We start from the raw sequence: 11,763 nt of genomic DNA on the forward strand, positions 1-11,763 counted from the left end.
GCCAAGCATAGTTTGCCGCAATCGCTGTTCCCCGGTATGCGCTGTTGCAACAGGAATACGGTTCCAGGAGAGCGAAATGCGGGTGATGCATGTCATGGCGGGCGCGGCGGAAGGCGGCGCGGAAAACATCATGCTGGAGTCGGTTCTCGCCCTCGCCGAGGCCGGGCACACACAGCATGTGGTGACACGGCAAGAAAACTTATTCCGTATCGAAAAGTTCAAGCAGGCGGGCATAAGTGTTGACCTAGCCACCTTCAACCGGCTTTGGCCCCTTCCAACGCAGGGCACCATTCGGCGCAGTATCAAAGCGTTCAAACCCGACATCATCGAATACTGGATGGGCCGCGCCGGACAGTTCGCGCCCAAAGCCTACCGTAATCGCTCGATCGGCTGGTATGGCGGCTATTACAAGCTCGCCCGCTTCACCAAGTGCGAATGGCATGTCGGCCTCACGATTGATCTCCTGCGCCATATCCGCGAACAGGGCGTGCCGGAGGATCGTTCCGCCATCATCCATACGTATGCGGATTTTACCGGCTCGGCGCCCGCTGATCGCGCCGCCCTCGATACCCCGGCCGATGCCCCGGTGGCCTTGGCTCTGGCGCGTCTGCATGAAAAGAAGGGGCTCGATACGCTCCTTGATGCAACGGCCAAGGTGCCTGGCCTTTATGTCTGGATCGCGGGGGAGGGGCCGCTGGAGGCAGACCTGAAAGCGCATTGCGCCCGTCTGGGGCTGGGCGACCGCGTGCGCTTCCTCGGCTGGCGGAATGATCGCGGCGCGCTGCTCGAGGCTTGCGATGTGGTGGCATTCCCTTCGCGGTATGAGCCCTTCGGCACGGTGACGGTCGATGCCTGGGCTGCGTCGCGTCCGCTCGTCGCGGCTGATGCCGCTGGTCCTGCCGCCTATGTGAAGGACGGGGTCAACGGCCTTCTCATCCCGAAGAATGATGTCGATGCCCTCGCCAATGCCTTGACCCGCGTGATCACCGACAAGGCTCTCGCCGCCAGGATCGTGGAAGGGGGCCGCGCCAGCTATGAAGCGCAGTTCAACAAGGCGGCCTTCCAGCGCGACTCGGCGGCGCTTTATGAGCGCATCCGCGACCATGCCGGGCCTTTTGAGGGCTGATCAGGACCCTTTCGTTGCGGCGAAGAACGCGCGGTAAAGCCGGGCCGCGGTGTATTTTCCGAGCCCTGTCTCCACCCGCACACCGGCCTCGCGCAATATGGCCAGGCCATCCCGCGCCGTGGGGTGGGGATCTTCAATCGCCACAACAACGCGCGCGATGCCGGCCTCCACCAGCTTGCGGGCACACGAGGGCGCGCCGGACGAGCGTTCGCGACAGGGCTCCAGTGTCACATAGGCTGTGCCGCCGGCCGCTTTTCCCGCCGCCTCGTCCAGCGCGACTTCCTCCGCATGCGGCGCGCCGCCTGTGCCGGTCACGCCGGCGCCGGCAATATGTCCGCGCGCATCCAGAATGAGGCATCCCACCGATGGGTTCTTGCCGGTCAGGCCATGATTGAGACGCGCCAGTTGAAAGGCCCGGCCCATCATCCTGCGGTCCCGGCGCCGCCCCGGCCGTTTCATGGCAGGTCAGGCAGGCTATGGGCGCGCTCTGCGTCGAGATAGCGAACCGATACCGGCTTGAGATTGGGATCAAGCTCGATCAGCAAGGGATTTCCGGTAGGAATTTCCAGCCCGGTGATTGTTTCGTCCGGCACATTGAACAGGTGTTTGACCAGCGCGCGCAGGGAGTTTCCGTGCGCGGCGATCATCGTGTCGGTCCCGGCGATCAGCCCCGGCGCAATTTTCTGCTGCCAGTAAGGCAATACGCGGTCGAGGGTCGTTTTCAGGCTTTCCGTGTTCGGAATGTCGATGCCGCGATACCGGGGATCGGTTGAGAGATCGAACGTGCTGCCGACTTCCAGCGGCGGGGGCGGAATATCATAGCTGCGGCGCCAGACATGCACCTGATCTTCGCCATGCTTGGCAGCGGTCTCTGCCTTGTTGAGCCCTGTCAGGCCGCCATAGTGACGTTCGTTGAGGTGCCAGTCTTTCTCGATCGGCAGCCACACGCGCTTCATCTCGGTCAGTGCCAGCCACATTGTGCGGATGGCGCGGGTTTGCACGCTGGTGAAGCCGGCGCGGAAATCGGCATCGACTTCCGCCAGCAGCTTGCCCGAATGGCGCGCTTCGGCTTCGCCCTGGGCTGTCAGGTCAGCGTCCCACCAGCCGGTGAAACGGTTTTCCAGATTCCAGGCCGACTGGCCGTGCCGGATCAGGGCGAGCTTGGTCATGGCATTCCTCATCTCAGGGCCAGCCCTTGCAGGCAGGCAGGTTTCGCGGCTGTATTCCCTGCAAATCTCGGGAATATCAAGCGTTCATCACGCGGATAAGCTCGGCAAAGGCCAGCACCACATGATAGCCGGTCGAGGCCGGTATCGCGTTTGACACGACCGCGCCATCGGCGCCGATATGGTCGATCCAGCCACCATCTTCGGTCAGATGCTCATCCATGAGTATATCGAAGCTGCGGCAGGCGGCGGCGGCGTAGCGATCATCCCGGCGGGCTTCAAGCATGGCCAGATGCGCCTTGAGAGCTTCAGTCTGCGGCCATGCCCGGCGGGAGGCGTCAATCGGCGCGCCGCCGCGGGCGGCAGACAGGATCGCGCGCCCCTCCACATCAAGGGTGGTGAGGGCAAATGTATAAAGACGTTCGGCAGCGGGCGAGACAGGCTCTCCGGCCTGGCGCGCATAGGCATGAAGCAGCCAGACCCACTCGAACTGATGGCCCGGCTCCACGATCCGTCCCGGATCTCCGGGAAGCGGGGACCAGTCAGGTGCAAAGTGCTCACCGAGCAGTCCGTTCGGGCCGGCGGTCAGCTTGGTTTCGAACAGGTCGATCAGTTCCTGCGCGCGCGCCATGTGCCCGCCATCGGGCTGAACGGCGTGCAGGGCGAGGCAGGCCTCAAGCAGGTGCATGTGAGGGTTCTGCTGGCGGTGCGCAGGTGGGGGCAGGGTCTCGGCATACCCGCCTTGCGCAGCATCGCGGGCACTTTTCTCAAGGTTCATGAGGATGCCTTGGGCAGCGGCCATTGCTGGCTCTGCCGGCCCAGGTCCGCGCGCAGCTTCGGCCAGGCTGAACAGCACAAAGGCGGTGTCATAAAGGTCCGATGTCACATCGACGAGATGGCCGCTGGAGGTCGAAAGCGTGCGCCCGGCCAGACCCTGCGCATTGAGCGCGCGCCCGGCAAGGGTGGCGACACCGGCATTTACCAGCTTTGCGGCCGTGTCCCGTTTCCAGCCGAGCCGCCAGGCTTCGGAAAACACATAAGTCTGGCGTGCCTGCACGCGCACGCGGGTGTATTCGGCCGGTGCTTCATCCAGAGATGTGGTCAACGATTCGGGGAAAAGCCCGGCTTCGTTCACGCCATGATCGGCCCAGAGCGGAAAACAGCTGTCGAGCAGCCAACATCTGGCCTCTCTGGCCCGCCTTTGAAGCGCTGATACCGACATAAGTCCTTGCCTTCCCCCCGGATTATCCGCTGCAAATCGCTCGCCAATAAGAGGCCGCACCTGCTAACAGGAGCCAGACAGATTGGCCAGCGCCCGACAGGCAAAGACAGGCAAAGCAGGAGCGCCGATGCGCGACAAGTTATTCTTCCCGCTCGCAGCGCTGCTGACTGTGCTTATGGTCTTCCTGGCCATTCAGCCTGGCATTGGCCGCCTGCCAACCGGCGCCGTTGCGGGAGATGGCCTCAATTACAACCGGATCGTGATCGAAGGGCCTTATCTCAACAAGGTGATCTCCGGGGGCGATGCGCGCGCCCAGCTTATTCGCGAGGATGGCACCTACTATCTCTACATCGAGGCCGCCTTTGAAGCGCTCGTCCCGGCGCCGGAGCTTGGACCGCATTTTCGTCTGGCCCCTGATATTGAAGTGCAATTTGCCGCACAGACCGTGCGCGTCACCGCCAGCGTGCGGCCCGCCGATTCGCGCGGCGCAGAGCAGGTGGAAATGAATTATTCCACAGGCCGCGCGGGGGATTCGGGCTGGCAGGTTCGCGATCTGCAGCCAGGATTTTCCGAAGTCAGTTTCGAGTATGATGTCCCCGCGCTCGAAAGCGATCAGGGCGTCGACTATCTCGGCATCCGGCCAGTGGTGCCGGATAAATCGCGGGCGCTGATTGTCGAGCGTATTGTACTGGAGCGCCTGCCTTAACCGCCGCAACGTTGCAGGATCACGGGCCTGCGGATAACAAACGCCCGACCGTCCACAGACCCAGGGTGTTCTCACCACTGCGTTGCAGACCCATATGATCAGAGAGGAGACACCCATGCGCACACTCATTGTGTCGCTGAGCGCCTTGCTTCTGGCGGCTTGTGCGTCAGACCCCCAACCGGAGACAAACTTGACCGCTGACAATCCGACATCCGCCGAGACCGCGTCCGTACCCTTCGACGCGGCTTCCCATCTGTGGCTTGAAGAAGTGGAAGGGGAGGCGGCCCTCGCCTGGGTCACCGCGCAGAATGAGCGCACCCTCGCTGAGCTTGAAGCTGACCCGCGCTACGCCCCTTTCGAAGCCGCGGCCCTTGAGGTCTTGAATGCCTCTGAACGCATTCCCTACGGCACCGTGCGCGATGGATACGTCTATAACTTCTGGCAGGACGAGACGAATGTCCGCGGCCTGTGGCGCCGCACGCCGCTGGGCAGCTATGGAAGCGATACGCCTGCCTGGGAAACCATCGTCGATTTCGACAAGCTCGCCGCCGAAGAAGGCGCCAATTGGGTCTATAAAGGCGCTGACTGCCTGCGGCCGGCGCCGGGCGGGGAATGGCGCTGCCTCGTCTCCCTGTCAGACGGCGGCAAGGACGCCGTCGTCACCCGTGAGTTCAACCTGTCCACCAAAACCTTCGTTGAGGACGGCTTCATCACGCCCGAAGCCAAACAGGGCCTCGCCTGGGCCGGTCCCGACACGCTGCTGATCGCCACCGACTGGGGCGCAGGCTCGCTCACCGAGTCCGGCTATCCCTTCATCGTCAAGCGCTGGCAGCGCGGCACCCCGCTGGAAAGCGCGCAGGAGCTGATCCGCGGCAAGGAAACCGATGTTGGCGTCTGGCCGATGACGATGAAACTGGAAGACGGCCGCATCCTGCAAGGCGCCGTACAGGCCGAAACCTTCTTCACCTCGAAATACTTCTGGTTCCCGGAGGGCGAAAACGCCGCCGTGCAATGGCCGCTGCCGCCCAAGGCGAGCCCCAATGGCATCTACAAAGGCCAGTTCCTGTTCTCCATCGAACAGGACTGGGCGCCTGAAGGTCAGGGCCCGTTCCAGGCCGGTGACCTTCTCGCCTTTGATCTTGAGACCTTCCTCGAAACCCGCGCGCTGCCCCCCGTTACGCTCGCCTTCCGCCCGTCTGAAACTCAGGCGGTCAATGGCGTCGCTGTCGCCAAGGGCGCCGCGCTTCTCTCGATCAATGACAATGTCGTCGGAAAGCTTCTGCGCATTGAACCCTCCGCCAGCGGATGGACGACAACGCCTATAGAGCTGCCCGGCACAGGCCAGGTCGGCATCACCTTTGCCGATGAAAACGAAACCACCGTCTTCCTCAATTACGAAGACTTCCTGACCCCAAGCTCGCTCCTCAACTATGAGGTCGCCACCGGCGCCGTCACGCCGCTCAAATCCCTGCCCGCCAAATTCGACACCGCCGGCCTCACAGTCGAGCAGTTCTTCGCCACCTCGAAAGATGGCACGCGCGTGCCCTATTTCATCGTCCACCGGGAAGACATTCCGCTGGATGGGACAACGCCTGCGCTGCTCTATGGTTATGGCGGCTTCCAGGTCTCGATGAACCCCGGCTATAGCCCCGTTTCCGGGCGCCTGTGGCTGGAGCAGGGCGGGGCCTATATCCTGGCCAACATCCGCGGCGGCGGCGAATTCGGGCCAAACTGGCACCAGGCCGGCCTGAAACTCAACCGCCAGCGCATCTATGACGACTTCATTGCTGTCGGCGAAGACGTGATCGCTCGCAACATCACCAGCCCGGAGCATCTGGGCATCATGGGCGGCTCCAATGGCGGCCTTCTGATGGGCGTGATGCTCAATCAGCGCCCGGATCTCTGGAACGCCGTCGTCGTGCAGGTCCCCCTGCTCGACATGCTGCGCTACCATCTGCTTCTGGCGGGCGCGTCCTGGGTCGATGAATATGGCTCCCCCGATGTGCCCGAGGAACGCGCCTTCCTCGAAACCATCTCGCCCTACCAGAACTTTGACGCGTCGAAGGATTATCCCGTCCCCTTCTTCGTCACCTCGACGAAGGATGACCGCGTCCATCCCGGCCATGCCCGCAAGATGGCAAAGCGCTTCGAGGAGGCAGGTCTGCCCTTCTACTATTTCGAAAACATGGATGGGGGCCACGCCGCCGCCGCTGACCAGACGGCCCGCGCCAAACGCTCCGCCCTCGAATTCACCTATCTTGCCCGGCAACTGTTCCCGGCGCCGCCTGAAGAGTAAGGGCGGACAAACCCGCTCACGCAAAGATGAGGACCGGCCAGCACCCCTGGCCGGTCCTTTCTTTTGCGGCCGCCTTCAACCTGTGGCATATTCAGTCCATGAAGCTCGATGCGCCCGGACTAGTGGTGGCAAACGTGCGCCTGGATCGTGTCAACGAGGCGCACCGGGACATTCTTGCGACATCCGGCGCCATCGAGGCGATGTGGAGCTGGATGCCCCTGATGGATACAGGCACCAGCTTCAACGCTTATTTCGACCAGACTTTGCAGGAGGCCCGCGAAGGCCGGATGGTGCCGTTCGCCATAACGCGGCTTTCCGATGGCGCCTTTGGCGGTGTCGTCACCTACATGAACATCGTCCGCCTCCACCGGCGCCTGCGCATCGGCTATCGCTGGCATCCGGAGGCCATGCGCGGCGGGCTCGTCTCGGCGGCCACCTCGCTCGCCCTCATGCAACGGGCAAAGGAGTGCCGCTTCCAGCGGATCGAGTTCCTTGTGAATGTTGCCAATAAGGAGGCCACAGCCGCCGTTGAACGCTTCGGCGCTGCCCGTGAAGGCGTCCTGCGCCACTATATGCGCACCGCCAACGGCCTCTGGGCCGATGTCGCCGCTTTCTCGCTGATTGGCCCGGAAATAGACCGCACCATCGAGAGCTTGCGCCAGCACGTAGACGCCCTGGCGGCGGCTGAGGCTTGACCTGTGGATAGCCGCGTGCTTTAGGCCCCCCACATTTCGCGCAATCTCGAGAAGCGCGCTCTGACTGGCACAACTCCCTATATGACAGGGACGGGAGGCCGGCGGGGCCCCCCGCCCGGCGATACCTCGCTCAGCGGGGCTTTCATCGTTTTGTGCGGAAAAGAGGAGTGTAGCGGTATGTTCGACGCCCTAAGCGAACGTCTTGGCAGTATCTTCGACGGCCTCACCGGCCGCGGCGCGCTGTCTGATAAGGACGTCAGCGAAGCTTTGCGCGAAATCCGCGTGGCCCTGCTCGAGGCCGATGTGGCCCTCCCGGTGGTCAAGGATTTCGTCGAAAAGGTGCGCGAACGCGCTGTCGGCGAAGAAGTCATCCGCTCGGTCAAACCCGGCCAGCAGGTCATCAAGATCGTCTATGACGCGCTGGTGGATATGCTCGGCTCCGATGAGGAGGAAAACCACCTTCGCGTCGATACGCCCCCGGCCGTGGTGATGATGGCGGGCCTTCAGGGCTCGGGTAAAACCACCACCACCGGCAAGATCGCCAAACGCCTGGCCGATCGCGGCAAGAAGAAAGTCCTCCTCGCCTCGCTCGACGTACGCCGCCCGGCGGCCATGGAACAGCTTGCGATCCTCGCCAAACAAGCCGGCGAAACCGTCAGCTCCTTGCCGATCATTCCTGGCCAGCTTCCCGCTGACATCGCCCGCCGCGCGCTTCAGGCTGCCAAGATCGGCGGCTATGATGTCCTCTTCCTCGATACGGCAGGGCGCACCTCGATTGACGAACAGATGATGAGCGAGGCGGCCGAGATTGCCGCCATCGCCAATCCGTCTGAAGTGCTTCTCGTGGCCGACGCCCTCACCGGCCAGGACGCGGTTGAAACCGCTCGCCGCTTCCATGAGCGCCTGCCGCTCACCGGTCTCGTCCTGACACGGATGGACGGCGATGGCCGGGGAGGCGCGGCGCTCTCCATGCGCGCGGTCACCGGGCTGCCGATCAAATTCCTCGGCGTCGGCGAAAAGCTTGATGGGCTGGACGCGTTTGATGCCAAGCGCGTCGCCGGCCGCATCCTCGGCCAGGGCGACATTATCAGCCTCGTCGAGAAAGCGGCTGAGCACTACGACGCCGAAAAAGCTGAGCGCATGGCCGCCAAGCTCAAGAAAGGCGAGTTCGATCTGGAAGACCTCGCCGAGCAGCTTCGCCAGATGCAGCGCATGGGCGGCCTTGGCGGCATCATGGGCATGATGCCCGGCGTGCGCAAAGCCAAGGAAGCCATGGCCAGCTCCAATATAGATGACCGTGTGCTGAAACGTCAGGAGGCGATCATTTCGTCGATGACGCGGCAAGAGCGCCGCAAGCCTGCGCTTCTCAACGCATCGCGCCGCAAGCGCATTGCGGCCGGCGCCGGCGTGGATGTGGCGGACGTCAACAAGGTGCTGAAGATGCACCAGCAGATGGCCACCATGATGAAGAAGATGCGCACCAAGGGCGGCATGAAAAACCTGATGGGCATGGCCCAGCAGGCCGGCATCTCGCAATCAGACCTCGCCAAGATGGGCGGCGGCGGCATGCCACCCGGCGGTCTGCCGGGTCTCGGTGGCGGTGGCCTTCCCGGCGGCTTGCCCGGACTTCCAGGGGGAACGAAGAAGAAATGACCAATCCCGATCAGACCCTTGCCCAGTTCCAGCTCGGCCAGCTGCGCGCGTCCATCGACAATATGGACTCGATCCTCATCCATACGCTGGCGGAGCGTTTCAAGCTGACCCAGCAGGTCGGCAAGCTCAAGGCGCTGCACAATATGCCGCCTGCGGACAAATCCCGCGAGGCTGCTCAGATCGAGCGCCTCCGGCATCTCGCCAAGGAGTCCGGGCTGGACCCGGCCTTTGCCGAGAAATTCCTCAATTTCATCGTGGCGGAAGTCATCCGCCATCACGAACAGATTCGCGGCCAGGAGGCCGAGTAAACCAAAACCTCGAGAGACAAGACTTACAGGAGAACCCCCCATGTCACTCAAAATCCGGCTCGCCCGCGGCGGCTCGAAAAAACGCCCTTTCTATTCGATCGTCGTGGCTGACGCGCGCGCCCCGCGTGATGGCCGCTTCATCGAGAAGATCGGCACCTATGATCCACGTCTGGCCAAAGACTCCGGCGACCGCGTGAAGGTCAACGCTGAGAAAGCCGCCGAGTGGATCAAGAAAGGCGCTCAGCCGACGGACCGTGTTGCCCGCTTCCTCTCCAAGGTCGAAGTCGACGGCAAAGCTGTCGTGGCCTGGACCCACGGCAACAACCCGAAGAAAGCCGAGCCCGGCAAGAAAGCCCAGGAGCGCGCCAAAGAGCGGGCTGACAAAGCTGAAGCCAAAGCCGCTGCTGCCGCAGAAGCTGCCGCTGCACCAGCTGAAGAAGCCCCGGCAGAAGCAGCGCCAGCCGAGGAAACCAGCGAAAGCTGATTTCCGGCGCTTCGCGCATCTCCTGAAATGGCCGGCGTCCCATGGGCGCCGGTCTTTTCGTTTCCGGCCTTGTCCACTGGGGCCGCCGCTTACAGCATCATGTCAGCCGAGCGGGTTAGTCACGAATATTTCCAACATCCGCTTTGTCCACGATTTCGCGTACCTCGGAGTCGGCTAGAATTTGCCCTACGCGATAAATAGCGCCTTCGGTCGTGAGGTGCCCGGAATCCCAGTAGAGAAGGTCACCTTGCGGCGAAATGAACTCGATGCCGTCTGGATGCTGCTGTATGCCAAGTGCCGACACATAAGAGACACCATACTTTGCAGCCAGGCGTGACAACTCCCGATCTATTTGAGGAAGCTGGTCTGCCTCACTCTCGGCAATTTGAATTACTTCATTGAGTTTGAGGTTGAGTTCTTCTGGCTGCCAATCGGCGGCACTCATACTTCTCAGCGAATAGACGGCCTGATTGGCGACGCCATGCGAAAAGTAGGCTTGTCTGCCAATGATCACAGACTTGTCGGCGATCCCATTATCTTTCAGCGAGACAAGAAACTTCTCAAACGCACCGTTTGCTATCAATGATGGGGACCATCTTGATGAGAATATGTACAGATCAATTTCATCAGAGGGCAGAATTTTTTCAAAAAACAGGCGATTGGATTCTCGGCAGCCGTCCATGTCGCGCGTCAGAACTCCGGGTATCGTAATCATGCAATTGCTGCCGGACAATTGCAGTATCTTCGCGTCAGGAAATCTATGGCGGAAGCCGGCCGAATAGTGCGCGGCGTTGCTGTCGCCGATCAGGGCGATATTGGGCTGGTTGGCGGCGATAGTGTAGCAGTCGGCGGCGAAGGTTTGGGGCGTGCTGGGCTCGAGAAAGCACTCTCCCCCGCGATAAGATCTCGCCAGTTCGCCGCTCTCTCGGAAACCTGCGGCGTTAAGGGCCATGATCTTCTCATAAGCATTCTGGGGGTTAAGCGGAACGGTTCGACCAAGAGCCAAAGTGTAGGCGTATGGCGTCAGTATAAAGGCCACGGAAGCAAGGCCGAGATAGCTGAGCACCGCCTTGTTGCTCCTGAGATTGCTGCGCCCGTAACGGAAGGGCTTCTCGACGATATGATAGCTGGTGATCGAGACTAGGATCGTTACCAGAAAAACAAGGGGAAGGGCCTCATCTCGAAAGAGTCCCATCTTGTTGGCCGCAACGAATATGACCCAATGCCAGATGTAGAGCGAATAGCTGATCTTCCCGATGTAAACGATCAGAGGCAGGCTCAGTGATCGGGAAATCATATCCTTCCCGCCATCCCAAGCGATGATCAGGCAGACTGTCGCAAGCACGCTCGGTATGGCGGACGGAAATGGAAATGCATATTCCGGTTGGATCAAGAAGGGCGCCGCCACAATTACGGTCAGGGCCATCAGCCTGATAGGGGTGATCCATCTGGTTATTTGCAGGCGAAAGAGCGCCACACATCCGCCGATGCCGAGTTCCCAGAAACGGCTGAAGGAGTGGTAGTACTCCCCATCCTGTTTGGCAGACAGGGACAAATAGGCGGAGAATACAAAACTCGCGATTGTTGCTGTGATGAGTAGGGCCTGGGCACAGGACTTGGAAACCTTGTATGCAAGCCAGATCGCCACTGGGAAAATCAGATAGAACTGCTCCTCAATCGAGAGACTCCAAGTGTGAAGTAAAATAAAATCGAGAGACTCGCCTGTAAAATAGTCAATATTAAATAGGTAGTAGACGTTGGACACATAAAAAATACTGGCGAATATTTGCTCGGCAGCCGAATAAAAATTTTGCTGTGTGTCATAAATCCATGAAAAGCCCAGTACAGCCGCGTAGACACAGATCAGCGCGGGCAGAAGCCTTCGGATGCGGCGCATGTAAAAGTGACGGAAAGAGAAAACGCTGTCTTCAATTTCCCGGCCAATCAATGAAGTGATCAGATAGCCGGACAGCACAAAGAATGTATCCACGCCTACAAAGCCGCCGGGCATAAATGCGTAACCGGCATGAAACAGCATCACGGGCGCAATGCTCAAAGCACGCAGACCATCAATATCGGAACGGTAGTTGGTCATCTTTCAGTGCTG

Annotated in this window: 11 protein-coding genes; 7 read left to right on the forward strand and 4 right to left on the reverse strand. The window is 61.1% G+C overall.

Annotation, left to right across the window (positions count from 1 at the left end; all coding sequences use genetic code 11):
• Nucleotides 1-76 precede the first annotated feature (76 nt).
• Nucleotides 77-1,126: a glycosyltransferase gene (locus tag HNE_RS00145; protein WP_011645063.1), complete on the forward strand. Its 1,050-nt coding sequence runs from the start codon at nt 77-79 to the stop codon at nt 1,124-1,126.
• On the opposite strand, the gene HNE_RS00150 is transcribed toward HNE_RS00145, so the two are convergent.
• The 3 genes from HNE_RS00150 to HNE_RS00160 all read right to left on the reverse strand — a co-directional run bounded on the left by HNE_RS00150 (nt 1,127) and on the right by HNE_RS00160 (nt 3,514).
• Nucleotides 1,127-1,585, reverse strand: a complete 459-nt coding sequence (locus tag HNE_RS00150; RefSeq protein WP_011645064.1) for a riboflavin biosynthesis protein RibD — start codon at nt 1,583-1,585, stop codon at nt 1,127-1,129.
• A complete protein-coding gene (gene gpmA, locus HNE_RS00155; RefSeq protein ID WP_011645065.1) occupies nt 1,582-2,295 on the reverse strand; it encodes a 2,3-diphosphoglycerate-dependent phosphoglycerate mutase in 714 nt (237 codons plus the stop codon). Before gpmA ends, HNE_RS00150 begins: the two co-directional genes overlap by 4 nt.
• 76 nt (nt 2,296-2,371) lie before the next feature.
• Nucleotides 2,372-3,514, reverse strand: coding sequence for an AGE family epimerase/isomerase (locus HNE_RS00160; protein ID WP_011645066.1), 1,143 nt, complete (start codon nt 3,512-3,514; stop codon nt 2,372-2,374).
• A gap of 127 nt (nt 3,515-3,641) precedes the next feature.
• On the opposite strand from HNE_RS00160, the gene HNE_RS00165 reads away from it, so the two are divergent.
• The 6 genes from HNE_RS00165 (at nt 3,642) to rpsP (ending at nt 9,656) form a co-directional block, all read left to right on the forward strand.
• A complete protein-coding gene (locus HNE_RS00165) occupies nt 3,642-4,220 on the forward strand; it encodes a hypothetical protein (protein WP_011645067.1) in 579 nt (192 codons plus the stop codon).
• A 115-nt stretch (nt 4,221-4,335) separates the two neighbouring features.
• Entirely contained in the window at nt 4,336-6,516 is a 2,181-nt protein-coding gene (locus HNE_RS00170) for a prolyl oligopeptidase family serine peptidase (protein WP_011645068.1), read from the forward strand.
• A 98-nt stretch (nt 6,517-6,614) separates the two neighbouring features.
• Nucleotides 6,615-7,211 (forward strand): GNAT family N-acetyltransferase, encoded by a 597-nt coding sequence (locus HNE_RS00175; RefSeq protein WP_011645069.1) that lies wholly within the window; start codon nt 6,615-6,617, stop codon nt 7,209-7,211.
• Between the two features lie 177 nt (nt 7,212-7,388).
• Nucleotides 7,389-8,864, forward strand: a complete 1,476-nt coding sequence (gene ffh, locus HNE_RS00180) for a signal recognition particle protein (RefSeq protein ID WP_011645070.1) — start codon at nt 7,389-7,391, stop codon at nt 8,862-8,864.
• Nucleotides 8,861-9,172: a chorismate mutase gene (locus HNE_RS00185; RefSeq protein ID WP_011645071.1), complete on the forward strand. Its 312-nt coding sequence runs from the start codon at nt 8,861-8,863 to the stop codon at nt 9,170-9,172. Before ffh ends, HNE_RS00185 begins: the two co-directional genes overlap by 4 nt.
• Before the next feature lie 40 nt (nt 9,173-9,212).
• On the forward strand, nt 9,213-9,656 hold the full coding sequence (gene rpsP / locus HNE_RS19040; protein ID WP_011645072.1) for a 30S ribosomal protein S16: 444 nt from the start codon (nt 9,213-9,215) through the stop codon (nt 9,654-9,656).
• Nucleotides 9,657-9,771: 115 nt separating this feature from the next.
• On the opposite strand, the gene HNE_RS00195 is transcribed toward rpsP, so the two are convergent.
• Nucleotides 9,772-11,751 (reverse strand): acyltransferase family protein, encoded by a 1,980-nt coding sequence (locus HNE_RS00195; protein WP_011645073.1) that lies wholly within the window; start codon nt 11,749-11,751, stop codon nt 9,772-9,774.
• Nucleotides 11,752-11,763: the final 12 nt, after the last annotated feature.

This window comes from Hyphomonas neptunium ATCC 15444 (assembly GCF_000013025.1).
Lineage (GTDB): Bacteria > Pseudomonadota > Alphaproteobacteria > Caulobacterales > Hyphomonadaceae > Hyphomonas > Hyphomonas neptunia.

Excerpts from the sequence above, each read along its gene's own strand:
- HNE_RS00145 (WP_011645063.1), top strand. The coding sequence starts at position 77 with ATGCGGGTGATGCATGTCATGGCGGGCGCGGCGGAAGGCGGCGCGGAA.
- HNE_RS00150 (WP_011645064.1), bottom strand. The coding sequence starts at position 1,585 with ATGAAACGGCCGGGGCGGCGCCGGGACCGCAGGATGATGGGCCGGGCC.
- gpmA (WP_011645065.1), bottom strand. The coding sequence starts at position 2,295 with ATGACCAAGCTCGCCCTGATCCGGCACGGCCAGTCGGCCTGGAATCTG.
- HNE_RS00160 (WP_011645066.1), bottom strand. The coding sequence starts at position 3,514 with ATGTCGGTATCAGCGCTTCAAAGGCGGGCCAGAGAGGCCAGATGTTGG.
- HNE_RS00165 (WP_011645067.1), top strand. The coding sequence starts at position 3,642 with ATGCGCGACAAGTTATTCTTCCCGCTCGCAGCGCTGCTGACTGTGCTT.
- HNE_RS00170 (WP_011645068.1), top strand. The coding sequence starts at position 4,336 with ATGCGCACACTCATTGTGTCGCTGAGCGCCTTGCTTCTGGCGGCTTGT.
- HNE_RS00175 (WP_011645069.1), top strand. The coding sequence starts at position 6,615 with ATGAAGCTCGATGCGCCCGGACTAGTGGTGGCAAACGTGCGCCTGGAT.
- ffh (WP_011645070.1), top strand. The coding sequence starts at position 7,389 with ATGTTCGACGCCCTAAGCGAACGTCTTGGCAGTATCTTCGACGGCCTC.
- HNE_RS00185 (WP_011645071.1), top strand. The coding sequence starts at position 8,861 with ATGACCAATCCCGATCAGACCCTTGCCCAGTTCCAGCTCGGCCAGCTG.
- rpsP (WP_011645072.1), top strand. The coding sequence starts at position 9,213 with ATGTCACTCAAAATCCGGCTCGCCCGCGGCGGCTCGAAAAAACGCCCT.
- HNE_RS00195 (WP_011645073.1), bottom strand. The coding sequence starts at position 11,751 with ATGACCAACTACCGTTCCGATATTGATGGTCTGCGTGCTTTGAGCATT.